This is a genomic window from Streptomyces sp. NPDC048523 (assembly GCF_043199815.1).
GTDB lineage: Bacteria > Actinomycetota > Actinomycetes > Streptomycetales > Streptomycetaceae > Streptomyces.
On the sequence record NZ_JBICWQ010000001.1, the window covers coordinates 1,860,385 to 1,886,619 of the forward strand.

Here is a 26,235-nt window from a genome sequence, read left to right on the forward strand (position 1 = left end):
ACCCGGACTGCGGTCCTCCGAGGGTAGGCCCGCCAGGACCTTGGGTGATCAACACGCGACGGAAACCTCCTGCGTTTGAACCATTGCGGCGACTCCGCTCACTCCCGGACCATACCGGCGGTCAATTCCCGTCAACCAGGGCAGAGTTGGGCAGCGCAATGCCCGAAAATGGGAATGCTTGCCCGCGCGCGTCGACATCGCACGCGCGGGCAGCGGATTCAGTTCCCACCGTCCAACCGACCGAATTGCCCACTTGGACGCGGGGGTGTTCGTGACACCACTGCACGAAAACGCGTGACAGGAACCGTTGGCGTACCGACAGGCCCGGACAGAAGCCCTTACGCCGTTTCGGCGACCTTGCGCTGCATACGCAGCGCGGCGTCCGTCCACATCTGCGCGCAGTCGTTGGCCAGACAGGCCACGATCTCTCCGCAGTGCGGCGGCACCTTGTCGATGATCCTGTCCCACTCCGCCATGCTGATCGTGTGCATGGCGAGCAGGCGCAGCAGCAGGCGTCCGGTCTCGCTGAACCGCAGCGCCGGGTCCGCTTTGAGGCGCCCCACGATCGCGGCACGGTCCTCGGCGGGTTCGCGGTCGGGTACGGCGGCAGGGCCCCGGCTGCCGTGCGGGGCGGCCGGGGGCTCGTGGCCCGTCTGCCTGCCGCGCTGCGGCAGCGGGTCCTCGCCCCGCCGCATCCGGTTGCGCACGTCACGCACGGTCTCCGGGGAGATGGCCGCGACGCGGGCGATCTGACGGAGTGACAGGTGAGGGTTCTCGCTGATGAGTTGACTGGCGACCCGGCGCCCCTCGTTGCCGTTCAGCGGACGCACCCGCCCGTCGTGGCCGATCCTGCTCTCCTCGGCGGGCCGGCCGCCCGGGTCCCGTCTGCGGATCTCCGCGACCGTCCCGGGAGCGATGCCGCTCACCGACGCGATCATCCGGTCCGACCACTGCGGGTGCGAGGCGATGATGCGTGCCGCCGCATGTTTGCGGTCCGCCGTCGTCAGCGGCAGACCGTGCGTGACATTGGATTCGACGGCCAGCACGAACGCGTCGGCCGCGTCCCCGTCGAAGTACTGCACCGCGATTTTGCGCTGTCCCCGTATTTCGGCGGCCCGTAGCCGGTGCAGGCCGTCGATGACCCGCCCGGTCGAGCGGTGCACGGTGATGGGCGGCAGTGGGTTCTGCGCCACCGCGAGCGCCTCGACGTGCACCGGATCGACTCCGGAGATGCGGGGTGAGTCGGCCGTCGACAGCGATGCGATATCCACTTCGACGACCATGGGATGGTCTGTCTGCACGTGCCTCGGTGTTGTCAACACCATTTCCCCCTAGTGATCCGACACCATCCGGGCAAGGAGAAGCAGCCGGTCCGCTCGAACCGGTGATCCGTGCTCTTGTGGACAGCGCCGACCGGCCCGCCGAGTTCCTGTACTCAAGGGCCGAGTGAACGTGACTGTGCTGCGCGGAAAGGCGTGTCCCCTACGCCCTCGTCAGCCGTCCTGAAACGATCGATCCATCAGCCGTGCGGAATGCGAAGCACGCATCCCGTCGATGGCGTATTTCGTTCCGCGTGCGGCGTCGAGATCCCCCCGTCGGGAATCCGTCGTCCAGCACACTCAACGGGATCTGCTCCCCTGCTGATCGAGCACGTTCACCCTAACAAGGCATATTCACAGCTGGTACCCCTGAACCGGCGCAGCGGAACAGCTCTTTCCACCCCTACCAGGTCCTGCCGGTGCCCCTCAATGGACGTGGCCCCCACCCCTAGAGGCCCTCGAGTACCGGATCAGCGGACCGCCGCATGCCCCCGAGGTGCCGGCTGGGCGAGAGTACGTCCCATCAGCGGCGACAGAATGGCGACGGCGTCGGCGAGTTCGGGAATCCCGGCCGGGGGCACGGCCTGGTCACCGTCGCACAGTGCCGTTCCCGGGTCGGGGTGCACATCGATCAGCACACCGTCCGCGCCGACGGCGAGGGCGGCCCGGGTGAGGGGCAGCACGAGGTCGCGGCGTCCGCCCGAGTGGGAGGGGTCCACGATCACCGGCAGGTGGGAGAGCCGCTGCACCACAGGGACGGCGCTGATGTCGAGGGTGTTGCGGGTGGCGGTCTCGAAGGTACGGATGCCACGCTCGCACAGCACGATGTCGAGGTTGCCGCGCTGCGCGATGTACTCCGCGGCCATCAGCCACTCCTCGATGGTCGCCGCGAAGCCGCGCTTGAGCAGCACGGGCCGGCCGGCCGCGCCCACCGCTTGGAGCAGCGCGAAGTTGTGCATGTTGCGGGTGCCGATCTGCAGCATGTCCGCGTAGCCGGCGACCAGTTCGACAGTGCCCGGGTCGATGACCTCGGTGATCACCGGAAGCCCGGTCTCCTCCCGCACCTCGGCGAGGATCCGCAGTCCGTCCTCGCCGAGTCCCTGATACGCGTACGGGGAGGTGCGCGGCTTGAACGCCCCGCCGCGCAGCAGCGCGGCCCCCGCCTGCTTTGCCATCCGCGCGGCGGCGAGGGTCTGCTCGGGGGTCTCGACCGCGCACGGCCCCGCGATCACGGTCAGGGTGTCCGGGCCGATGGGCACGCCCCCGACCCTGATCACGGAACGGTCGGGATGGTGTTCGCGGCTGACCAGCTTGTACGGCACGGAGATCCGCACGACGTCGAGCACGCCACGCCGGTTGGACAGGTTGAGGGCATCGAACGCGTCGACGTCTCCGACGAGGCCGACGATCGTGCGGGACACTCCGCGGCTGACGAACGCGTCGCCGCCGGCCGCGCGCACCGCCCGGACGATCGCGTCCACGTCCTCCTCAGTGGCCTCGGGGGCCATCACCACCACCATGGTTCTACTCCCGTCACTCGGGCAGACAGCGGACGACCAAGCGCTGATCGTGAATAGGTGCGGGCATTGCGGCAGACGCGGTTGCGGTGAACCCCCGGAAGGGGGCGCGCGGTTGCCGGCGGCCTTGCCGCTCACATCAACCGGGTCGGGAAACGAGATGACCGACCGCGGCTCGTCACGTCAACGGTAGGAGGGCCGGGGTCTTTCCTCAACGGCCCCCGGCCGCATTGTCCAACTGCTCAGTGACCGTACGGCCCCGGTGCGTGGCTGCGGGCGGCGGCGCCGCAAGGGGGATGCCGTGCCGGCCGGGTCGTTCCGTGCGTGCGAGGAACGCGACCTCCACCACGAGTCCGCCCTCCGGCCGGGCCCGTGCGACGATCACCGCGTTGTGGGCGCCGGCGATCGCGCGGACGATGGACAGACCGAGTCCGTGGTGGCCACCGCCGTCCATGCGGCCGAGCCGCTGGAAGGGCTCGAACAGCCGCTCCACGTGTTCCGGCGGCACCATGGGCCCCGTGTTGGACACGGAGACGACAGCGCGGCCGCCGTCGGTGCACGTGGTGATCTCCACCTGTCCGGCGGGGATGTTGTAGCCCATCGCGTTGTCGACGAGATTGGCCACCAGACGCTGGACCAAGGCGGAGTCGCCCCAGACGGGGGCGGGACCGATCATGGTCTGGAGCCGCAGGCCGCGCCTGGCCGCCTCCGAACGCGAGGTGCCCACGATCTGCTCCACGACGACGGACAGGTCCAGGGGTTCGTGGTGATCCAGGCCGCGCTCACTGCTGGACAGGGTGAGCAGCGATTCCAGGAGGCGTGCCTGCTGCTTGCTGATCTTCAGCAGCCGCTCGAAGTTCGACCTGAACGACTCCCGGGTGGCGTGCCGGTCGATGAGCGCCTCCTCCAGCAGCGCGTGCTCCAGGGTGAGCGGGGTGCGCAGTTCGTGCGCGGCGTTGGCGACGAACCGCTTGTGGGAGTCCAGGGCGCTCTCCAGGCGGCCGAGGAGTCCGTCGACCGTGTCGGCGAGCCCTTTGAGTTCGTCGTCGGGTCCGGCGACGGCCAGCCGTTCGTGCATGTTGCTCGCGGAGATGCGCCGGATGCTGTCGGTCATCGTGCGCAGCGGATGCAGCACCCGTCCGGCGACGAGCCAGCCGAGCACCATCGAGATCACCGCCATGATGCCCAGGGCGATCCCCGACTGGACCAGCAGATGGTGCACTTCGGCCTCGTGCTGCCACAGGGCCTGCCGGCGCAGTTCCTCCGTGAAGTCCTCGAGCTGCGCGGAGCCGCTGGGGTCCGGCCCCAGATAGAGGTTGCCCTGACCGTCCGGTGTCACCACGGGGTTGCCGGCGCCGCCGTCGAGGAGCACCAGATTCGCCGGGGAGCCGGTGACGAGCAGATAGGTGATCGCGAGGAGGACCCCGCCCGAGACGACGAACAGCGCCCCGTACAACAGGGTCAGACGCAGGCGCACCCGTCGGGGCATCAGGCGCCGGGCGTACGCGGAGATCGTGTCGATGAGCGGGGACAGACGCATGGCTGCCTCAAATCCGGTAGCCGCCCCGAGGAACGGTCTCTATGACGGGTGGGTCGCCGAGCTTCGGGCGCAGCCGGTTGATCGTCGCTTTGACGGTGGTGGTGAACGGGTCGGTCGCCTCGTCCCACACCCGTTCCAGGAGTTCCTCGGCCGACACCGCCCGGCCCTGGGCGGCCAGCAGGTACTCCAGGACCGCGAACTCCTTGGGGGTGAGGGCCAGTCGCACACCGGCCCGCGACGCGATCCGCTGGGCGGGGTCGAGCCGCAGATCGCCGTGGACGAGCACCGGAGGGACCGCCGGCTGGGAGCGCCGGGCGAGCGCCCGGATCCGGGCGACCAGTTCGGCGTAGGCGAACGGCTTGGGCAGGTAGTCGTCCGCGCCGAGGCTGAATCCCTCCACGCGGTGTGCGATCGTGCCGGACGCGGTGAGCATCAGGACGCGGGCGTGCACGGGCTGGCTGGCGAGCGCGCTGCAGACGTCGTCGCCGTGTACGCCTGGCAGGTCCCGGTCGAGGACGACCACGTCGTAGTCGACCACGGTCGTGCGGTCGAGGGCGTCCGAGCCGTCGTAGACGACGTCGACGGCCATTCCCTCCCTGCGCAGCACCCTCGCCACGGAATGCGCCAGCTCGGCGTGATCCTCGACGACCAGTATCCTCATCGCCCACCCCTGGCGGAGCGCGTGATCGCGGGGGCAAGGACAGTGCGGCTGAGGCTGGTCATGGGGTGTCACGTTGCCCGATCACACGTCACACACCGGTCACAGCTCAGGTCGCGGCCCCCCGTCGACGCGCCTTCACGTTCGGTCCCCTGTTGTCGAAAGGGTACCCCCGGCTCCTCGCCGCGGTCACAGATTCTCGGACCTCGGTGTGACCGCCCGCCCCGTAGAACGGACGACCGGAGCGGCCACACCTGCCACACGACCGCGAGGACGAAGGGGAGTTGCCGGCATGCGCGAGTTGTTCTACGGCCTCCTCGTCCCGTGCGTCGCTGTGCGGGTCGCGGCCCGTGCCGTGCGGGCGCCACTCCTGGACGGTCGGTTCCTACACCGCTCGCAGACGGCCGCACACGCCGCCATGGACGTCCTCCTCACCGCCGCACGGGACCGAGACGGAGCTCAGGCGCGCCGCCAGGTCCGCTCGGCGCCGTACGGCGAGTTTGCGGTACGAGCGGGTGAGATGCTGCTCGACGGTGCTGATCGTGATGAACAGCTTCTCGGCGATCTGCCGGTTGGTGTACCCGTCGGCGGCGAGCGTCGCCACCCGCAGTTCCCCGTCGGTGAGTTCGACGGGGGCACCCCGGTTGCCGTGGGCGTTCCAGGGCCGCTCGTCGGTGGGGGACCCTGTTTCGGCCGCGGGCCTCGTTCTGGGCGCGGGGACACCGCACTCCCGCTCCAGCTGTTGGGCTTTGCGGGCCAGTGCCCGGGCTCTGCCGCCGTCTCCCAGTTCGCGGTGGGTCTGTGCCAGGTCGGCAATGGCACGGGCGAGCTCGAACCGGTGGCCGCGCTCCCGCAGGATCTCCACCGCCTCGTCGATGAGCGGCAACCGCTGCCGGGGGGTGAGCCCGCTCGCCATGACACGCAGCGAGACGGCGTGCACCCAGGAGCGACCGGGGCCGGCCAGCGCCAGTTGCTCCTCCGCCAGGTTCAGGGCACGCTCGTCGTCGCCGAGGGACAGATAGGCCTGGGCCGCGTCGGTCCGCCACGGTACGAGGGCGGGCAGGTCCAGGTTCCAGCGGGTCATCAGGTCCCCACAGGTGAGGAAGTCGTCGAGCGCGGCATAGGGGCGTCCGGCGACGAGGTAGTAGTGGCCGCGCGCCTGGAGATAGAGGAGTCCGTCGGTCGTCTGGAACGCCGGGTCCGGTATGGGCACGGCCAGTTGGGCGGCCGCCTCGTCGAGCCGCCCCAGAGCGGTGTTGACGTGGAGGGACGTGGTGACCGGCGAGACGACGGCCACGCCCCAGCCCTCGGCGGGCACCAGTGTGAGCGCGACGCGGGCCGACTCCTCCGCCGCGGCGAGCCGTCCCGCGCGCAGGTCCATGCGCGCCTTGGCGGACGACAGGAGCGCCTGCCACATCGGGACGCGGCGCTCGGTGGCCTCTTGGAGAAGGGTGTCGCACCAGAGCGCCGCCGTGTCCAGGCGGTCGGCGAGGACCAGCGAGCGCACGGCGACGACGAGCGCCGTCAGGGTGCTGTCGTCGAGGCGGGTGCTCTGCAGGATCTGCTCGGCACGGACGACCACGGCGTCCTCGGCTCCCTCGAGCACCGTTTCGATCAGGTTCGCCGTTCGCTGACGGAGGCCGCGCGCCAGGTCGTCCGTGGCCGCGGCGTCGGCGTGGCGGGTGGCGACGGAGCCCGGACGCCCCGGGTAGACACACGCGATCCAGCGACGGGTGCTGTCGAGCCCGGCCCCTTTGGTCCCGTCCGGGCCGGACGGCCCGCCGTGCTTCTCGGCGGAGCCCACGACGTCGAGGGCCTCGTCCACCTTGCCGAACCAGAGCAGTTGCCCGACGAGTTCGTCGACGTGCCGCGCGCCGAGCCGACCGCCGAGCGCCGCCGCGGTGAGCTCCGGCAGGTTCTGGGCGGCGGCGGAGGGATTGACGCGCCAGCCGGCCCGCGTCAGTTCCGCCTTGACCGCGAGCAACTGGCCTGCGTCGGCACCGGAGTCGCGTGCGGTGCGCAGGCAGGTGAGGGCGAACTCGATCTCGTCGTCGGCCAGGGCCCGTTGGGCCGCGTCGAGCAGGGTGCGCAGGGCCCACGGGGCGTCGACAGGTTCGGCCGCGACCAGGTGCCGCACCACCACGGTCGCCGCCGCGCCGTGTTCGTGCAGCACTTGGGCAGCCCGGGCTTCCAGGTGCGCGCGGTGCGCGGGTTCCATGCTCCTGAGTGCCGCGGTCCGGCCGGCTTCGTGGCGGAACCGGCCGTTGTCGAGCAGCCCTGCCTCGTTCAGGGCGCACAGACCCCGCTGCACGGCTTCTTGGGTGGTGCCCAGGACCTCCACCAGTTCGGCGAGCGATCCGTGGGAGCCGAGCACCGCGAGGCCCCAGACGGTGTGCCGGACCGAGGTGTCACTGCGGTAGACGGTGGCGGTCACCGCCTGCGCGAACGCGTCACCCGGTACGAGTGCGGCGGCGTCCGAAGTGCGCTGGTCCTCGATCAGAGCCTGCGTCAGCAGCGGGTTCCCGCCGCCCACACGGTAGAGGTCGGCCACGAGCTTCCGCCCCTGCCGCAGGTCCTGACCGAGGGTGGACACCAGGTCCGCCACTCCCTGCCGACGGAGGGGGCGGAGCCTGATATGCCGGACGCCGGACAGCCGCAATAAATCCACCTTCAATTGCTGCCTGTCGTCGGGAAATCCACTGTTTCCGGCCAGCACCACCAGAATTCGGCTGGTGTCGAGACGCCGGGCCAGATAGAGCAGACAATCAAGCGATTGACTGTCGGCGTGTTGCACGGCATCGACACTGATCACCACGGGCCTTTTCTCCGCCATTTTCAGCAGTGTCCCGCACAGCTCGGGAATCACGTTCATCGCCAGGGCCGGTGGCGCCTCCGGTGTGCCGTGCCGTTGTGCTTCCCTCGCGACGAGTTCTACAAGGCCGGTCGCGCGCTCGGCGTCGACCGCAGGCAGATCCGCGCCGAGCAGTAATTGCCCCAGCACTCCGAGGGGCAGGACTTTTTCTGTTTCCGATGCCGTGGCCTGCAGGAACAGTGCTCCGTTCGCGGTTGCCCGCGCACCGAAGGCACGCAGCAGCGCGGTCTTGCCGCTGGCCACCGCTCCGCTCACCCAGAGCACGCCTCCATGCCCGGCGCCGCAGGCGCCGAGCATGCTTTCCATAACAGATAGTTCTTCCGTTCGGTCCACCAAGTTCATAGGCCAGACTTCTCCCCCGTACCGACTGTGCCTCTCAAGCGGTCGGCCGGTCGACCGAATCTCATCCATCGACGCTGTCGGTCGCCTGTACACCCACTGTCCCAGATTCGAAAATCGAATACCACCGGCATTTGACTCATAAGATCGAATAACCGTCGGGAACGCGCCACAAATTTTGCGATCGGAGGTCGAAATTCCACATCCGGCACCCTTCTCCGAATTCCCCGCACACACCGATATCAATGGCCTTTTGAAGGCTTGGGGCAGCCCGTGGCTCTGTCGCACAGGGGCTGGTGGGGCGGTCGGGACGGCTGAGTCGCCACAAGGATGGCGCGATCGGCATGGCCGCCCAGGTTCCACTTGGCGAGAAGACACACCGCGCGTGTCCCGGAGTGGGGAGGCAGGGCAAGGCGGCTCGGGTTGGCGGCAGCGGAAAGCGATCGCCCAGCTTGGCCGGGTCCAGGCCTCTGCTGGTGCGGGCGCACGTGGTCAGCCGCTGCGGTCCGACGGCGTGGACGAGCAGCGGCGGCGGGTGACCGGCGGTGGCGAGATGCGCACACGGCTGGTGACCGCGCACGGTCTGGGCTGTCCCGCCATCCCGACGCATGGACCGAGCTGGATCCCTACCACTCGGCCTTCGATCGGGGTCTCCTGGGGAGAAAGAAGCAACCGCGCAGGCCAGAGATCGGCTCCAGCACCGTCCAGTGAGCGCTGCTTCAAACGCGGGCCCAAGGTAATAGAGGGATCAACAGTCTCCAGTGCGCCGCTCTTCGACAGCCCAAGATTTGTCTCAGCGGGTTCGCGGACGGCAAGGGAGTCTTGTCCCGACGGCTCCCCGTGGCTGATCTGCCATAACCTTCCGCCAACTCCAGCAGAGCAAGTGACTGGATCTCAGTGGTCGTGCGCGCCGACGTCCGGCGCCCTTCGGCCCGGGAGGAACACGTCCATGAGCCGCAGGCGACTGCTCGCGACATCCGCCGCCGTCCTCTCCGTACTGTCAGGCAGTCTCGGTACCGCCGCCGCCCACGCCGACACCGGCACCGGCACCGGCACCGGCACGGCCTTGTACGTCGACGACAACGACGCCGGCTGCAGTGACACCGGGCCCGGCTCCCAGGCGGTGCCCTTCTGCCAGATCCAGCCGGCTGCGGACGCGGCGGCGCCCGGGGACACCGTGTACGTGGCACGGAACACGACCCGGTACGCCCCGGTGACCATCAGGTCGGTCGGCACCGTGGACGAGCCCGTCGCCTTTGTCACGGATGATCCCGGCGACAACGCGCGGGCTACCCGCGCCGTCGTCCTGAGCAGCACCGCGACTCCGGCGATGACCTTTTCCGGTGCCCAGTACGTCGACCTGACCGGATTCAGCCTCTCGTCGACCGGGGGGAGCGCCTTGGTGGTTTCCCGGTCCCAGCACATCGCTTTCGACATGGGTGCGGCCACTACGGCTCAGGCGGCCCCCAGCACCGCGGAGGCGATCAGCGTGGACGGCTCGTCCTCCGGCATTTCGCTCACCCGCCTGCACATCGCCCCCGAGTCCGGGGGACCGGCCTTCGCCAGCGCGGCCGGAGCGCAGGACATCACGCTGGCCGACGATGTGACTCAGCTCGGCGGAGGCATCTCGGCCGCCGGCACCACGGGCATCCACCTGGCCGGAGACACCATCAGGTCGGTCTGCGGCAACGCCGTCAGCCTGTCCGACGGCAGCTCGGGGTCCGTGGAGAACACCGTCGTGCTCCCCGACTCGGCGACATGCTCAGCCCCTGGAACGCCTGCCGAGATCACGGTGGACGCCTCCTCCGCACCGCAGGTCACCGCGGACTACAACGCGGTCAACCCGCTGCCGACCGGCACCGACTACGACTGGGCGGGCACCGCGTACGCCACAAGCCAGGCGTTCCGCACCGGCACCGGCCAGGGAACCCACGACCTGGACCAGACGGATGTATCCCTCTCCACCACGTCCGGTGAGCCCTCGGAGCCCTCGCCGCTGATCGATTCGGCCGATGCCGACGCTCCCGGCGAGCTGTCCACCGACCTCAACGGAGCACAACGGGTCGACGACCCCCTCGTCACCGGCACCGACATCTATGACCGGGGTGCCGTCGAGTTCCAGGACCCGCTGGGCCTCGGCATAACCGGCCGCTCCTCCCAGGCGGTGTACGTCGGCGTACCGGTCACCTTCTCGGCCGCCTTCGTCAACCCGTGGTCGGACCCTCTCGACGGCTACAGCTACACGTTCGACTTCGGGGACGGCACCACGGCCACGTCCACCACCGGTAAGGCCACGCACACGTACACGCAGCCCACGACGACCACCAACATCTACGCCACGGTCACGGTGTACCGGCCGGACGGCAGCACAATGGGCACCGAGGTCAGTTACTCATTCTCCGTCAAGCCGGTTCCGCCGTTGACCGGGAACCTCACCTGCGCCACCGGCCCCGCTCTGCCGGACACCGCGGTCTGCCACTTCGACGCCTCCGGCTACAGCGGCTATCCGATCACCGGTGACCGGATCAGCTTCGGAGACGGCTCGGCGGCCGTCTCCGTCACGGGCTCCAAGGGTTATGCGCAGCACACCTACGCGGCGGCAGGCACGTACACCGTCACTCAGCAGCTCACCGACTCCGCCGGACGTACGGCCGCCGACACCACCCGGACCATCGTCGGCCCGGCCTACGTCGCCGTCAGCCCGAAGCGCATCCTGGACACCCGTAACGGGACCGGCGCCGCCGAGCGGCGGGTGGGTCCCGGCGGCGTGGTCCGTCTCAAGGTGCTCGGCACGGGCGCAGTCCCGGCCTCCGGGGTGACCGCCGTGACCATGAACGTCACCGATGCCGACGCCACCGCGAGCAGCTACGTCACGGTGTACCCGGACGGCACGAGCCGCCCGACCGCATCCAACCTCGACTTCACCGCCGGGCGGACCAACCCGAACCTGGTCACGGTCCGGGTGGGTGCGGGCGGCTACGTCGACCTGTACAACGCGCACGGCGACGTCGGCCTCGTCGCCGATGTCCAGGGCTACTTCACGACCAAGTCCATCACCGACAACGACCAGATGGGAAACTTCGCCGCGATCCCTCCGGCCCGGGTCCTGGACACCCGCTACGGCACCGGCTCCGCCACGGGGAAGGTCGCAGCCGGCAGCACGACGACCGTCACCCTGCCGAAGGAAGGACAGACGGGCGACACCATCGGCGCCGTCCTCAACCTCACCGTGACGGGAGGCACCGGCAGCGGCGTGGTCACCGTCTACTGCGGCAGCCGCCCGAGCACGTCCAGCCTCAACTACCGTGCCGGGCAGACCGTTTCCAACCTGGTCGTGACGAAGGTGTGCGGCGGCGGCAAGATCGAAATCCACAACAGCGGCGGACACGTCAACCTGATCGCCGACCTCCAGGGCCTGTACACCGACTACAACGCCGACGGCGTCAACGCCCCTGTCGGCAGCCCCTTCGTCCCGGCCGCTCCCACCCGCTTCCTCGACACCCGCAACGGCACCGGCGCCCCCGCCAGGCCCCTCGGCGCGGGCAGCACCCTCACCGTGAAGGTCGCCGGAGTCGGCGGCGTCCCGGTCGGCGCGACCGCCGTGCTGGTCAACCTCACCGGCGTCGGCCCGACCTCCGGAACCCACCTGACGGCGTACGGCGCCGGCAGCCTGCCGAACGTCTCCAACGACAACCTGAGCACCGGCGAGACCCGCCCGGTCCTGGCGGTGATTCCCGTCGACGCCGACGGCGACATCCATATCCACAACGCGAACGGATCACTCAACGTCGTCGCCGACCTCGAGGGCTACCTCGGCTGACCACGGACCCGCAGCGGATCTTGGCCGCGGCGACCGGCGTCCCCGGGATGCCGCTTGCGCAGACGTGGAGCGGCGGCGAGGACACCCGCGTCCACCGGTCCCTGCTTCACCGGTTCCTGCTTCACCGGTTCCTGCTTCACCGGTTCCTGATCCCACCCGGCACCGCGTCCACAGCCGGAACCCACCGGGCCGTGGACGCCCCTCTCCCCCTCCCGCGGAGTTGCACCATGCGTCTCCCGACCCACCGCCCCCGGTACGCCGCCGTGCTGGTCGTCGCCGCGCTGGCCCTGACCGGCTGTTCGACCGGGCACGACACCGACAGCGCCGCTTCGGCCGCCTCTTCGGGGACGCCCCCCACCGCGGACGCCTTTCCGAGCACCGCCGCCACCGCCACCAGCCCACAGCCCCGCCCGACGGGCATGGACCACTGGCCGACATACCCGGCTGCCAAGCAGGACGTGCCCACGGGCGTGAAGTCCGCGGTGATGGCGAAGGGCTACACCGGGCAGAGCTTCCTCGAGGAACTCGCGGCCGACTGGCACATCACCCTCGGAAAGCGGCAGAAGCTCACCTTCAGCGAGCCTGCCCGGCAGGTCGGAGGAGAGGCGCACCCGACGAAGAACAGCGCGTTGCAAGTGGCTGCCATCTGGGACCTCTCCGGCGACCTCAGGCAGTTCTACTGCTCGGCGACCGCGAACGCCCCCCGATACGAGGAGTTCCTGCGGGCCTGCATCGGTCTCGACCACCCGGGCTCCGACGCGAAGGCCGCCGCAGCCTGGCTGGATGGGGTGAAACCCCAGGTGGACAAGGCGTTCACCAAGGAGAAGGTGCCCATCACCAGCCCTCTTCTGCGCTCGGGCAACACCGCCGCCTATCTACGGAAGGGCGCCTACTCCCCGTCGGGCACCTATCAACTGGAGATCTTCGGCACCTCCGACGCCAGGAACTGACCCTCCCCTCCACCGTTCCACCGGCCCGGGAGACCGGGGTCACAGTCTCGTTGCGGGCAAGGTCACAGCCGTGCCCCCTGCTGCTCCTTTGGGGGTCTGGCCTAGCATCCGAGCATGACGGTCCTGCCTGACGACGGGCTCTCGCTGGCCGCCGAGTTCCCTGACGCGAACCTTGATCAGTGGCACAGCCTGGTGGCGGGTGTCCTGCGCAAGTCGGGCAAGGAAGTCTCCGGCGCGGCAGCGGAGGACGCCCTGTCCACCGCGCTCGAGGACGGGCTGCGCACCCGCCCCCTCTACACGGCGCACGACACCGCGCCCGACCCCGGCTTTCCCGGCTTCGCGCCCTTCGTGCGCGGCGCCCGCCCCGAGGGGAGTACCACCGGCGGCTGGGACGTACGGCAGCGGCACGCCGTCGCCGACAACAGCGCGGTCCTCACGGACCTGGAGAACGGTGTCACCTCGCTGTGGCTGGCGGCGGGTGAGGGCGGTATCCCGGTCGGGTCGCTCGGTGCGGTCCTCGACGGCGTCCACCTCGACCTCGCACCGGTCGTCCTCGACGCGGGCGGACAGTTCCAGGCCGCCGCAGAGAAGTTGTTGCGGCTCCACGACGAGCGCGGCACCGACGGCAAGGCCGTGCGCGGCAACCTCGGCGCCGACCCGCTGGGCCACGAGGCCCGTACCGGCGAGGAGTTGGACTTCGCCCATGTCGTCCCGCTCGCGCGGCGGTGTGCCGAGGAGTACCCGGGGCTGCGGGCGCTGACCGTGGACGCGCTGCCGTACCACGAGGCCGGCGGTTCGGCCGCGCAGGAGCTGGGCGCCTCGATCGCCACCGGGGTTGCCTATCTGCGGGCACTGACCGAGGCCGGGCTGAGTGTCGAACAGGCCTGCTCACAGCTGGAGTTCCGGTACGCGGCGACGGCCGACCAGTTCCTGACGATCGCCAAGCTGCGGGCCGCGCGCCGGCTGTGGGCACGGGTCGCCGAGGTCTGCGGGGCGCCCGGCGCCGGTGCGCAGGCACAGCACGCCGTGGTGTCGCCGGTGATGATGACCCGCCGCGACCCGTGGGTGAACATGCTGCGCGCGACGATCGCCACCCTGGCCGCCGGGGTCGGCGGCGCGGAGGCCGTCACCGTGCTGCCCTTCGACCACGCGCTCGGCCTCCCCGACGCGTTCGCGCGCCGGGTCGCGCGCAACACCTCGACGATCCTGGTCGAGGAGTCGCACCTGTCCCGGGTGATCGACCCGGCGGGCGGCTCCTGGTACGTGGAGCGGCTGACCGACGAACTCGCCGAGGCAGCCTGGCGGTTCTTCCGGACGATCGAACGCGACGGCGGCCAGGCGGCCGTCCTGCGCTCCGGCCGGATCCGCACGGACCTCGCGACGACGTGGGCGCAACGCTCCAAGAAGCTCGCCACCCGCCGCGAACCCATCACCGGCGTCAGCGAGTTCCCGCACCTCGGCGAGAAGCCCGTGGAGCGCTCCCCCGCGCCCGAGGCCCGGACCGGCGGTCTGCCCCGGGTGCGGCGTGACGAGGCGTACGAGGAACTGCGCGTCCGTTCCGACGCGCACCTCGCGGCGACCGGGTCCCGGCCCCGGGTCTTCCTGGCCGCGATCGGCCCCGCCGCCGCCCACACCGCCCGCCTGACCTTCGCCGCCAACCTCTTCCAGGCCGGCGGCGTCGAGCCCGTCACCCAGGGCACCTTCGAGGAGAGCGGCGCCACCGAGGCCTGCCTGTGCTCCAGCGACGCGCTCTACGAGGAGCAGGCCGAGGACCTCGCGGGAACCCTGAAGGCGGCCGGCGCACGGCACGTGTTCCTCGCCGGGCGGCCCGGGCAGTACTCCGGCGTGGACTCCTACGTCTTCGCGGGCTGCGACGCCGTCGCCGTGCTCACCGCCACCCTCGACCGCATGGGAGTGTCCTGATGACCGCCCCCGCCGGCCCTTCCATCCCCGACTTCACCGGGATCGAGCTGGGGGCCCCGGCCCCGGGCGGCGGTGCCGACGAGTGGCGTACGGCCGTGAAGGGCGCCACGCAGGGCGCCGAGCCCCTCTGGGAGACGCCGGAGGGTATCGAGGTCAAGCCGCTCTACACCGGCGCCGACCTGGAGGGCCTGGACTTCCTGGAGACGTACCCGGGTGTGGCGCCGTACCTGCGCGGCCCGTACCCGACGATGTACGTCAACCAGCCCTGGACGATCCGCCAGTACGCGGGCTTCTCCACCGCCGAGGAGTCCAACGCCTTCTACCGCCGCAACCTCGCGGCCGGCCAGAAGGGCCTGTCGGTCGCCTTCGACCTGCCCACGCACCGCGGTTACGACAGCGACCACCCGCGCGTGACCGGTGACGTCGGCATGGCGGGCGTGGCCATCGACTCGATCTACGACATGCGGCAGCTGTTCGACGGCATCCCGCTGGACGAGATGTCCGTGTCGATGACGATGAACGGTGCCGTGCTGCCGGTGCTGGCGCTGTACATCGTGGCGGCGGAAGAACAGGGCGTACCGCCCGAGAAGCTGGCCGGGACCATCCAGAACGACATCCTCAAGGAGTTCATGGTCCGCAACACCTACATCTATCCGCCGAAGCCGTCGATGCGGATCATCTCCGACATCTTCGCCTTCACCTCGCAGCGGATGCCCCGCTACAACTCGATCTCCATCTCGGGCTACCACATCCAAGAGGCGGGCGCGACCGCCGACCTGGAGCTGGCGTACACCCTCGCGGACGGTGTGGAGTACCTCCGGGCGGGCAGCGAAGTCGGCCTGGACGTGGACGCGTTCGCGCCCCGGCTGTCCTTCTTCTGGGCGATCGGTATGAACTTCTTCATGGAGATCGCCAAGCTGCGCGCGGCCCGCCTGCTGTGGGCCAAGCTGGTGAAGCAGTTCGACCCGCAGAACCCCAAGTCCCTTTCCCTGCGCACCCATTCGCAGACCTCTGGCTGGTCGCTGACCGCGCAGGACGTCTTCAACAACGTCACGCGTACGTGTGTCGAGGCGATGGCGGCGACGCAGGGCCACACGCAGTCGCTGCACACCAACGCCCTCGACGAGGCACTGGCGTTGCCCACCGACTTCTCGGCGCGCATCGCCCGCAACACCCAGCTGCTGATCCAGCAGGAGTCCGGCACCACCCGCGTCATCGACCCGTGGGGCGGCAGCGCGTACGTGGAGAAGCTGACGTACGACCTGGCCCGCAAGGCCTGGCAGCACATCCAGGAGGTGGAGGCGGCCGGTGGTATGGCCAAGGCGATCGACGCCGGTATCCCGAAGCTGCGTATCGAGGAGGCCGCGGCCCGCACCCAGGCCCGCATCGACTCCGGCCGCCAGCCCGTCATCGGCGTCAACAAGTACCGGGTCGAGACCGACGAGGCGATCGACGTCCTGAAGGTCGACAACTCCTCCGTCCGCACCCAGCAGATCGAGAAGCTGCGGCGGCTGCGCGCCGAGCGCGACGAGACCGCCTGCCGGGACGCGCTGGACGCGCTGACCCGGGCGGCCGACGGCGAGGGCAACCTGCTGGAGCTCGCCGTGCACGCCGCCCGCGCGAAGGCCACCGTCGGTGAGATCTCCGACGCCCTGGAGAAGGTGTACGGCCGGCACGCCAGCCAGATCCGTACGATCTCCGGCGTGTACCGCAACGAAGCTGGGGAGTCCCCGTCCGTGGACCGCACCCGTGCCCTGGTGGACGCCTTCGAGGAGGCCGAGGGCCGCCGGCCGCGCATCCTGGTCGCCAAGATGGGCCAGGACGGCCACGACCGGGGCCAGAAGGTGATCGCCACCGCCTTCGCCGACCTCGGCTTCGACGTGGACGTCGGCCCCCTGTTCCAGACCCCGGGCGAGGTGGCCCGCCAGGCCGTCGAGGCCGACGTGCACATCGTCGGCGTCTCGTCGCTGGCTGCGGGACACCTCACCCTCGTACCGGCGCTGCGCGAGGCGCTCGCCGAGGAGGGCCGGGAGGACATCATGATCGTGGTGGGCGGGGTGATCCCACCGCAGGACGTGCCGACCCTCCTGGAGATGGGCGCCGCGGCCGTCTTCCCGCCCGGGACGGTGATTCCGGACGCTGCCCACGACCTGGTGGAGCGTCTGTCGGCCGACCTCGGGCACGGGCAGTGATCGATCTCGACGCGTATGTGAAGGGTGTCCTCGACGGCAAGCGGGCGATCGTGGCCCGTGCCATCACGCTGGTCGAGTCCACCCACCCCCGGCACCGCTCCCTGGCCCAGGAGTTGCTCACCGAGCTGCTCCCGCACAGCGGGCGGGCGCGGCGGATCGGGGTCAGCGGGGTGCCGGGCGTGGGGAAGTCGACGTTCATCGACGCGTTCGGCACCATGCTCACCTCGCTCGGGCACCGGGTGGCCGTGCTCGCCGTGGACCCGTCCTCCACCCGTACCGGCGGCTCCATCCTGGGTGACAAGACCCGGATGGAACGGCTGGCGGTCGACCCGGCCGCCTTCGTGCGGCCCTCCCCCAGCGCCGGCACGCTCGGCGGGGTGGCGAAGGCGACCCGGGAGTCGATGGTCGTGATGGAGGCCGCCGGCTACGACGTGATCCTGGTCGAGACCGTCGGCGTCGGGCAGTCGGAGACGGCCGTCGCCGACATGGTCGACTCCTTCCTGCTGCTGAGCCTGGCCCGCACCGGCGACCAGCTCCAGGGCATCAAGAAGGGTGTCCTGGAACTCGCCGACGTGATCGCGGTCAACAAGGCGGACGGCCCGCACGAACGGGACGCTCGCGCGGCCGCGCGTGAACTGGCGGGCGCCCTGCGGCTCATGCACGGCAAGGACGCCTTCTGGACTCCCCCGGTGCTCAGTTGCAGCGCCCGCGAGGCCACGGGCCTGGACGTGGTGTGGGAGCGGCTCGAACAGCACCGGACACTCCTCGACTCCACCGGGCGGCTCACCGCCAAGCGCCGGGACCAGCAGGTCGGTTGGGCCTGGACGATGGTCCGGGACGAGCTCCTCGGCCGTCTGCGCTCCCACCCGGCCGTACGGTCCCTCGCCCCGGACCTCGAACAGCAGGTGAGGGAAGGCCGGTTGACGGCGACGCTGGCCGCCGAGCGGATCCTCGAGGCGTTCGGCGACACGACGACGAGGGACTGACGGCCAGGAGTGAGCGACCCGTTCATCCTTTCGGTTGAACGGGGATTACATCCTCGGCCGGACCGTCGATCCGTACGGACGACGCGGTGGCGCACGAGCCCGCAGCACAATGGCGGTCGCCCATGGCGCCGGGCTCTGAACGTCACCCCCCTCAGAGAGGTCTCCGCAGCATGTCCAGCTTCCCCAGCAGGCGACGTGTCCTCACCACCGGGGCCGGTGCCGCCCTCGGTCTCGGAGCGGTCGGTGCCACCGCGACCTCCGCCTCGGCCTCCCCTGACACGGCCTCCGCCGCAGCCGCACGGCACGCGACCGGGCCCGAGGAGACCCGCACGCTCGACGAGCTCTACCAGGCCGCGCTCAAGGAGGGCGGAAAGCTCGTCATCTACGCCGGCGGCGACACCCCGACCCAGCAGGACGGCACCAAGGCGGCCTTCAAGGCCCGCTTCCCCGACATCGACCTGACCCTGATCGTCGACTACAGCAAGTACCACGACGTCCGCGTGGACAACCAGTTCGCGACGAACACCCTCGTCCCCGATGTCGTACAGCTGCAGACGCTGCAGGACTTCGTCCGCTGGAACCGGCAGGGGCGGCTGCTGCCGTACCGGCCCGCCGGGTTCTCGAAGCTGCACAAGGGGTTCAGGGATCCGGCGGGCGCCTGGGTCGCCGTCTCGGTGATCGCGTTCAGCTTCCTCTACGGCACCGCGGCCGTGGGCTCGGACGCCCCGCGCAGCCCGCTCGACCTGGTCGACCCGAAGTGGAAGGGCCGGATCGCCTCGTCGTACCCGCACGACGACGACGCCGTCCTCTACCTCTACTCGCTGTACGTCCAGCGGTACGGCTGGGACTGGGTGGCCCGACTCGCCGCGCAGGACGTGCAGTTCGCGCGGGGCAGCAACTCGCCGGGCGTCGCCGTCTCCGCCGGGCAGAAGGCGATCGGCATCGGCACCTCGGGCTCGGCCGTCCCCTCCTCGACGTCCGCGACGAAGTTCGTGATCGCCGACGGACATCCCTTCATGGCCTGGGGCCAGCGCGCGGGCATCCTCAAGCAGGCCGCCAACCCGACGGCCGCCAAGCTGTACCTCAACTGGCAGCTGTCCGCCGAGACTCAGCGGAAGTCCTTCAACGGCTGGTCGGTGCGCACCGACATCACACCCCCGGCCGGCCTGAAGCCGGTGTGGGAGTACCCGAACGCGCACGTGGACGGCTTCCCCGAGTTCATGGCCGACCGCGCCGAGGTGGAGCGCCTGAAGCAGACCTTCGCCCTGTACTTCGGCGAGGTGAAGGGCGAGCCCACGCCCGGCGTCCTGGGACTGCACCCCGGCGCCTGATCCCACGGCGGCCCTTCACCCCGTTCACACAGTCGGTGGATAGACTCGGACCCCCTGTCCCAGGATCTTTCGTTCAGGGGGTTCGTCGTGTACGACCACCGCGCCCTGAGGCACGTCCCGCACCTCGTGTTCTTCCTCGTGGTCGGCGCCGCACTGGTCCGGCTCGTCGCCCTGGACATCGCGCTGTGCTGGGACATCGTGACCGTCAGCGCACTCCTCGCCACGACGTACGCGGCCGGGCTGGCCCTGTGGCACAGACTGGGCCCGCTCGCCCGGCACGTGTGGGCGGTGGCTCTGGTCGCGTTGTGGGCGGTGCTCGTCACCCTCACCCCGCCCCTCCTGACCAACGCCTATGTCTGGTGTGCCGTACCCCTGGCCTGCGCGGCCCTGCGGGCGCTCGGACGCCGGGCGGCGGCGGCCGTGGTCGGCGTCATCACGCTCGTCCTGGTCGGTCAGCTCACCCGGAGCGCGGGCGGCTTCGACCCGGAGGTGGTGCTGATCCCGGTGGCGGCCGTGTGGGGAACGGTGGCCCTGTACCGGGCGCAGCAGCGGGACGCCGCCGAACGGCAGCGCCTGGTGGACGAGTTGCGCGGGACGCGCGAGGTACTGGCGCGGGAGCAGCGGCGGGCCGGGATGCTCGGGGAACGCGAGCGCATCGCCCGGGACCTGCACGACACGCTCGCGCAGGAACTGTCGGGCAGCCTGATGCTGCTGCAAGCCGCCGAACGGGAGTGGGAGCACCGCCCGGACGCGGCCCGCACCCGGGTGCGCGCGGTCGCCGACGGTCTGGACGTGAGCCTCGCCGAGACCCGGCGGATGATCCGTGACCTCACCCCCTCCGTGGTCGTCGAGGAAGGCATCGAGGGCTCCCTGCGGCTGCTGTGCCTGCGCGCCCAGCAGGACGGCACGGCGGCGCGCGTACGGTTCCGTTCGACGGGCGAGCACCGGCCAGAGCTGGACGAACAGGCCGCCACGACCCTGTTCCGGGTGGCGCAGGGTCTGCTGGCCAACGTGCGGGAGCATGCGCGGGCGAACAGCCTGCTGGTGACGCTCCACCACGGTGCGGACCGCGTCGACCTGGACGTCTGCGACGACGGTGTCGGGTTCGACCTCGCCCGCGTCACCGGCCGGCCCGCGTCTGACCGCGGGTTCGGCCTGCCGGCCGCCCGGACGAGGCTTCGGGAGTACGGCGGTGATCTCGCCGTCGACTGCGCGCCGGGCCGGGGCACCCGGATCCGGGCCACCGTGCCCGCCCGGACGTCGTCCGCCACGCTCCTGGCCGAGAGCCCCGCGGCGGCCGTCCGGTGACCGCGTCCCCGCTGCGCCTGCTGATCGCCGACGACCACACCGTCGTACGGGCCGGGCTGCGCGCCCTGCTGGAGGGCGAGCCGGACATCGACGTGATCGCGGAGGCCCCGGACCCCGAGGAGGCCGTGCGCCTCGCCGTGGAACTGGCCCCCGACGTCGTTCTGATGGACCTGCGGTTCGAGGGCACGGCCCGCGGAAGCGGCATCCCGGACGGCGTCGAAGCGGTCCGCGTGCTCGCCGCCCGGGCTCCGGCCGTGCCCGTGGTGATGCTGACCAGCTACTCCGGACGCGCCGACGTGGTGCGCGCGCTGGAGGCGGGTGCGCGCGGTTACGTCCTGAAGGCCGGGCCGCCGGAGGAGCTCTTCCGGGCCGTGCGCAGCGCCGCGGTGGGCGGGATGGGGCTCGCCCCCGAGGTCGTCGGCGACCTGGTCGGCCAAGTGGTCAGCCCCGCACCGGAGTTGACGCGTCGGGAGCGGGAGGTCGTGCAGCTCATGGCCGACGGCCACAGCAACCGTGCCATCGCCGACTCCCTGTACCTGAGCGAGGCCACGGTCAAGACACACCTGGTGCGCGTCTACCGCAAGCTCGGCGTGGACAACAGGGCGGCGGCGGTCTCCGAGGCGGTCCGGCGGGGGCTGCTGGAGCTCACGTAGGCGGGTGAAGGCGGGGGCCGACGGGGTTCACGCAGCCGCCGGCCGCGGACCTGACAGACCGCCCCCGCTTACCGCTGCCGCCCCCTCGGACGGCGTCGGTTCACGCAGCCGCCGGCGGCGGGCCTGCCGACCCCGCCCCGCCTCCCGCAGCCGCGCCGACGTCGGGCGGCGTCGGCTCGGTCTCCCGTACCTTGGCGACGGCCGCCGCCATCTGCTGCTGCACCTGCTCCGGCACCGGCGCGCCGTGCACGGCACTCGTCAGCTCCTCGGCGAGATCGCGCATTTTGATGTTGGTGTTCTGGGAGGCGGCGACGAGCACCGTCCAGGCGTCCTCGGCGCTCAGCCCGAAGGAGGCCATGACGATCCCGCGAGCCACGTCGATGGCCGGCCGGGTCCGCATCGCCCGGCGCAACTGGTCGACCTCCAGGCGCAGTTCCTGGTCCACGTCCACAGGCCGGGCCCCGGGGCTCCCGGGGTTCTCGGTCACGAACAGCTCACGCGCTCCGGTCAGGTCGAGCAAGCGTCCCACGGACGGGCTGTACGCCCGCACAGTGACGGTCTTGCCCTGGTCGAGGGCCTCCCGGCGCAGGTCCAGCAGGACGTTGAGGCCGGCGCAGTCGCAGAAGCGGACCTCGTCGAGATCCAGGTCCACCCCGGTGGCGGAGCGGTCGAGGACGTCGTAGAGCTCGGACCGGAGCTCCTGGGCTCCGATGTCGAACTCACCCCGGCAGGTGACGACCGTCCGTTCCCCGGCCGCCGCGGCCTCGATCGTGGCCAGACACGACGGGCGCGCGTCCAGCGCGGTGAGGCGCTGCGCCGAGTGCGCAGGTTCCGGCATGGCCCTCTCCCTCATGTCTCGGCTGCCTCTGTCCCTCAGAATCCTCTTCACCGACAACATACGTCAACCAATACATGAAACAAACTTCAGGTTTTTGAATGCGTGAACATCCAGTCGCTAGACTGCTGCCATGGATGGAGTGCCCGAGTCTCACACCGGATGGACGTTCGTCACCAACCATGCGCGGGTGCTGGCCGCGATCGCCGACAATCCCAGCACCCGGATCCGCGACATCGCCGCACACTGCCGGCTCACCGAACGCGCTGTCCAGAAGATCATTTCCGATCTGGAGCAGGACGGATACCTCTCGCACGTGCGGGAGGGGCGGTCCAACACCTACCGCATCGACCCTGGCAAGGTGCTGCGCCATCCTGCCGAGGCCGGCCTGACGGTGGCGGCACTGCTCTCCCTGCTCGTCCAGGACGAGGCGGGCCGCAGCCCGCTCTCCGAGAGCCGACCGCACACCCCGGCCTGAGCCCCGCGCGAACCCGACCCGCCCAGGCCCGGCACGCTCGCCGGTGCGAGCGCGACACCGATCAGCGGCGGTGAGATTCCGGAAACGTCAGGTTCATGACACCCCGGCCCATCGGTAACAACGGCTTCCTAGCGTGGCGGCCCGTGGGAACCCGAGTCGTATACAGGGCCAAGAACCGCTCAGCCCGGCCCCTCGACTCCCCGGCCTGCCGACGACGCCACGCGGGGCTCCCACGCATCTCCCCACCGCCCGCATGAGCAGCACTGGGAGCCGTGACATGAGCACCACAGCGTCGCAGCCGGCAACGGCAGACCCGTCGAAATCCGCCGACCAGGCGGTCAAGGAGACCCTGGAGGACTACACCCTCCGCTTCGCGCCCCGCAGTTACCGCCGCTGGACCCCCATGGTAGTGGCCACCACGGCACTCGGCGGCATCGCCTACATGGCCGACTTCTCCATCGGCGCCGGTATCGGTCTGGCCCACGGCACCGGCAACGCGCTGGTGGCGATCGCGGTCGCCGCCGTCGTCATCTTCGTCACCGGCTTCCCCCTCGCCTACTACGGCGCCCGCTACAACATCGACCTCGACCTGATCACCCGCGGCTCCGGCTTCGGCTACTACGGCTCGGTCCTCACCAGCGTCATCTTCGCCAGCTTCACCTTCATCTTCTTCGCCCTCGAAGGCTCGATCATGGCCCAGGGCCTCAAGCTCGGCCTCGGACTGCCCCTGTGGCTGGGCTACCTGGTCTCCACACTCATGGTCATCCCGCTGGTGATCTACGGCATGAGGGCGCTGAGCAAGCTCCAGGTGTGGACGACCCCGATCTGGCTGCTGCTGATGGTGGGCCCGCTGGTGTACCTGATCTCCACCGACCCGGGCACCGTCGACCGCTTCCTCGCCTACGCGGGCACCGACGGCGACGGCGGCGTCAACACCGCGTCCGTGCTGCTCGGCGCGGGCGTGTGCCTCTCGCTCATCGCGCAGATCGGTGAGCAGATCGACTACCTGCGCTTCATGCCGCCCAAGACCGAGGCGAACAAGCGCACCTGGTGGACCGCGGTGGTCATGGCAGGCCCCGGCTGGGTGGTGCTCGGCGCGCTAAAGCAGGCCATCGGCGTCTTTCTCGCGGTGTACATCCTCGCCAAGGTCGGACCGGACGTGGCCCCCGAGCCGATCCAGCAGTTCAAGGGCGCCTTCGACGCGATGATGCCGTCCTGGCTGGTGCTCCCGCTGGCCGTGGCCCTCGTCGTGATCAGCCAGATCAAGATCAACGTGACGAACGCCTACTCCGGCTCGCTCGCCTGGACCAACTCCTTCACCCGGCTCACCAAGCACTACCCCGGCCGCATGGTCTTCGTCCTGGTCAACCTGGGCTTCGCCCTGGTCCTGATGGAGGCCGACATGTTCAGCTTCCTCAACGACATCCTGGGCTTCTACTCGAACTGCGCGATCGCCTGGGTCGTCACCGTGGCCACCGACATCGGCGTCAACAAGTACCTGCTCAAGCTCTCCCCGCTCCAGCCGGAGTTCCGCCGCGGCATGCTCTACGCCGTCAACCCGGTGGGTGTGGTGGCCTTCGTCGCCGCGTCCGGTCTGTCCATCGCCCTGTACTTCCACGCCCTCGGCGACACCCTGCAGCCGTACTCCCCGGTCGCGGCCGCCGTGATCGCGTTCGTCCTCACCCCGCTGATGGCGGCCGTGACCAAGGGCAAGTACTACCTGCGCCGCACCGGCGACGGCATCGACGAGCCGATGCTCGACGCGGACGGCAATCCGAGCGCGGTCACCTACGACTGCCACGTCTGCCGGCAGCCCTACGAGCGCCCCGACCTGGCCGCCTGCGCCACGCACGACGCGGTGGTCTGCTCGCTGTGCCTGAGCACGGACAAGGCCGGCGACCACGTCCTGCCCTCCACCGTCTGACCCGGCCCGGTAGACGCCTCACGGCGGTGCGGCGAAACCGTGGGCGAGCCGACCGACCCGAGTCACGCTCACCGTTCCGCTCGACCACCCGCTCAGGCCGCCGCGCCGAACCACCTGGGCAGCCGGTCCAGCAGTTCGCTCTGGTCCTCGCCGACCCACGCCACATGACCGTCCGGCCGCAGCAGTACCGCGGGGGCGTCCACTTCCTCGGCGGTGTCGACGACGTGGTCGACCCGGTCCGCCCAGCCCGCCACCGAGAGGCGGCCGGTCCGGTCGAGCAGCAGTCCGCGGCCGCCGCGCATCAGTTCGTAGAGGCGGCCGCGCCGCAGCGTGAGGTCCCGCAGGCGGCGGCCCAGCAGCTCATGGCCCTCGCCGAAGTCGTAACGGACACCGATCGCGGTGATCTTCTCAATGAGGTACCGGTTCACCTCGTCGAAGTCCATCAGCTGCGACAGCAGCCGCCGCACCGCCTGCGGCCCGGGCTCGGTGGACAGCAACTCCATCTGCGCGCGGGTGTTGTTCAGTACGTCGGCGGCCACCGGGTGCCGTTCGGTGTGGTAGCTGTCCAGCAGGTCCTCGGGTGCCCAGCCGGCCACCTCGGCGGCGAGCTTCCAGCCCAGGTTGAAGGCGTCCTGGAGACCGAGGTTGAGGCCCTGTCCGCCCACCGGCGGGTGGACGTGGGCCGCGTCGCCGGCCAGCAGCACGCGGCCGACCCGGTAGCGGTCGGCCTGCCGGGTGGCGTCGCCGAAGCGGGAGAGCCAGCGCGGTGAGTGCACGCCGAAGTCGGTCCCGGCGACCGCCCGGAGCCGTCGCTTGAACTCCTCGAGGGTCGGCGCCACCGTGCGGTCCCCGCTCACGCCCTCGGCGGGCACGACGACGCGGTACAGCCCGTCGCCGACAGGTCCGAGGCCGAACCGCTTCTGGGTGCGGCGGATCTCGGTCACCACGGCGGTGACCGTCTCCGGCGCCACGCCCACCTCCATCGCGCCGAGCAGCGTCTCGGCCTTGGCGGGTGCGCCGGGGAAACCGACCCCGAGCAGTTTGCGCACGGTGCTGCGGCCGCCGTCGCAGCCGACGAGATGGCGCGAGCGCAGCCGCGTGCCGTCGGCGAGTTCGGCGCTCACCCCGTGCTCGTCCTGGCTCAGCCCGACCAGCTCGCAGCCGCGCCGGATCTCGGTGCCGAGTCCGACGGCGTGTTCGGCCAGCAGGCGGTCGGTGACGGTCTGCGGGATGCCGAGGACGTAGGCGTGTGCGGTGTCCAGCCCGTCCGGCCAGGGCTTGTCGATGGCGGCGAAGTAGCCGCCTGCCGTGAACTGCCTCCCGTGTGCGAGGAACCGCTCCAGCAGCCCGCGCTGGTCCAGCACCTCGATGCTGCGCACGTGCAGGCCGAGCGAGCGGACGATCTCGGTCGGCTCCGGGTCCTTCTCCAGCACGACCACCCGCACGCCGTGCAGTCGCAGTTCGGCGGCCAGCATCAGGCCGGTCGGGCCGCCGCCGACGACGATCACGTCGATCATCGGATCCCCCCTCCGTGTCTCGGACGGAGATTGTGCGGCACGACGGGGATCTTGCCGCAAGGCCCCCTGTGAG

The 26,235-nt window shown here is 70.5% G+C and carries 17 protein-coding genes; 10 read left to right on the forward strand and 7 right to left on the reverse strand.

All coding sequences use genetic code 11. The features are described from left to right. Positions 1-338: 338 nt before the first annotated feature. The 5 genes from ACGFWE_RS08385 to ACGFWE_RS08405 form a co-directional block, all read right to left on the reverse strand. Positions 339-1,271 (reverse strand): ParB/RepB/Spo0J family partition protein, encoded by a 933-nt coding sequence (locus tag ACGFWE_RS08385; protein WP_352381631.1) that lies wholly within the window; start codon positions 1,269-1,271, stop codon positions 339-341. Between the two features lie 518 nt (positions 1,272-1,789). After that, the gene (aroF, locus tag ACGFWE_RS08390) at positions 1,790-2,839 is read right to left on the reverse strand and encodes a 3-deoxy-7-phosphoheptulonate synthase (RefSeq protein ID WP_352381633.1); all 1,050 of its coding nucleotides are present in this window, start codon (positions 2,837-2,839) and stop codon (positions 1,790-1,792) included. 208 nt (positions 2,840-3,047) lie between these two features. Next, a complete protein-coding gene (locus ACGFWE_RS08395) occupies positions 3,048-4,376 on the reverse strand; it encodes a HAMP domain-containing sensor histidine kinase (RefSeq protein ID WP_352381634.1) in 1,329 nt (442 codons plus the stop codon). 7 nt (positions 4,377-4,383) lie between these two features. Beyond that, entirely contained in the window at positions 4,384-5,037 is a 654-nt protein-coding gene (locus tag ACGFWE_RS08400) for a response regulator transcription factor (protein ID WP_352381636.1), read from the reverse strand. 382 nt (positions 5,038-5,419) lie between these two features. Beyond that, positions 5,420-8,317, reverse strand: coding sequence for an AAA family ATPase (locus tag ACGFWE_RS08405; RefSeq protein ID WP_393598718.1), 2,898 nt, complete (start codon positions 8,315-8,317; stop codon positions 5,420-5,422). A gap of 877 nt (positions 8,318-9,194) precedes the next feature. Between ACGFWE_RS08405 and ACGFWE_RS08410 the strand changes: the two genes are divergently transcribed. The 8 genes from ACGFWE_RS08410 to ACGFWE_RS08445 all read left to right on the forward strand — a co-directional run bounded on the left by ACGFWE_RS08410 (position 9,195) and on the right by ACGFWE_RS08445 (position 21,408). Beyond that, positions 9,195-12,065 carry a PKD domain-containing protein gene (locus tag ACGFWE_RS08410; RefSeq protein ID WP_393598720.1) on the forward strand — a complete coding sequence of 957 codons (2,871 nt, stop codon included), beginning with the start codon at positions 9,195-9,197 and terminating at the stop codon, positions 12,063-12,065. A gap of 227 nt (positions 12,066-12,292) precedes the next feature. Continuing rightward, entirely contained in the window at positions 12,293-13,015 is a 723-nt protein-coding gene (locus tag ACGFWE_RS08415; protein WP_393598721.1) for a hypothetical protein, read from the forward strand. 114 nt (positions 13,016-13,129) lie between these two features. Next, complete coding sequence (locus tag ACGFWE_RS08420) at positions 13,130-14,938, forward strand: methylmalonyl-CoA mutase family protein (RefSeq protein ID WP_352381644.1); 1,809 nt, start codon at positions 13,130-13,132, stop codon at positions 14,936-14,938. Continuing rightward, positions 14,938-17,130, forward strand: coding sequence for a methylmalonyl-CoA mutase (gene scpA, locus ACGFWE_RS08425; RefSeq protein WP_393598723.1), 2,193 nt, complete (start codon positions 14,938-14,940; stop codon positions 17,128-17,130). Before ACGFWE_RS08420 ends, scpA begins: the two co-directional genes overlap by 1 nt. Then, the gene (gene meaB / locus ACGFWE_RS08430) at positions 17,127-18,116 is read left to right on the forward strand and encodes a methylmalonyl Co-A mutase-associated GTPase MeaB (RefSeq protein WP_393598724.1); all 990 of its coding nucleotides are present in this window, start codon (positions 17,127-17,129) and stop codon (positions 18,114-18,116) included. Before scpA ends, meaB begins: the two co-directional genes overlap by 4 nt. 170 nt (positions 18,117-18,286) lie before the next feature. Next, entirely contained in the window at positions 18,287-19,447 is a 1,161-nt protein-coding gene (locus ACGFWE_RS08435; protein WP_393598726.1) for an ABC transporter substrate-binding protein, read from the forward strand. Between the two features lie 87 nt (positions 19,448-19,534). Then, complete coding sequence (locus ACGFWE_RS08440) at positions 19,535-20,755, forward strand: sensor histidine kinase (protein ID WP_393598728.1); 1,221 nt, start codon at positions 19,535-19,537, stop codon at positions 20,753-20,755. Then, positions 20,752-21,408 (forward strand): response regulator, encoded by a 657-nt coding sequence (locus ACGFWE_RS08445; RefSeq protein ID WP_393598730.1) that lies wholly within the window; start codon positions 20,752-20,754, stop codon positions 21,406-21,408. Before ACGFWE_RS08440 ends, ACGFWE_RS08445 begins: the two co-directional genes overlap by 4 nt. Positions 21,409-21,508: 100 nt before the next feature. Here ACGFWE_RS08445 and ACGFWE_RS08450 read toward each other — a convergent pair whose 3' ends face one another. Continuing rightward, the gene (locus ACGFWE_RS08450) at positions 21,509-22,246 is read right to left on the reverse strand and encodes an ANTAR domain-containing protein (protein ID WP_393598732.1); all 738 of its coding nucleotides are present in this window, start codon (positions 22,244-22,246) and stop codon (positions 21,509-21,511) included. Between the two features lie 130 nt (positions 22,247-22,376). Between ACGFWE_RS08450 and ACGFWE_RS08455 the strand changes: the two genes are divergently transcribed. Beyond that, positions 22,377-22,721, forward strand: coding sequence for a helix-turn-helix domain-containing protein (locus ACGFWE_RS08455; RefSeq protein WP_352381656.1), 345 nt, complete (start codon positions 22,377-22,379; stop codon positions 22,719-22,721). A 277-nt stretch (positions 22,722-22,998) separates the two neighbouring features. Continuing rightward, on the forward strand, positions 22,999-24,645 hold the full coding sequence (locus tag ACGFWE_RS08460; RefSeq protein ID WP_393598734.1) for a purine-cytosine permease family protein: 1,647 nt from the start codon (positions 22,999-23,001) through the stop codon (positions 24,643-24,645). Between the two features lie 92 nt (positions 24,646-24,737). Here ACGFWE_RS08460 and rox read toward each other — a convergent pair whose 3' ends face one another. Then, entirely contained in the window at positions 24,738-26,162 is a 1,425-nt protein-coding gene (gene rox, locus ACGFWE_RS08465; protein WP_393598736.1) for a rifampin monooxygenase, read from the reverse strand. Between the last annotated feature and the right edge of the window lie 73 nt (positions 26,163-26,235).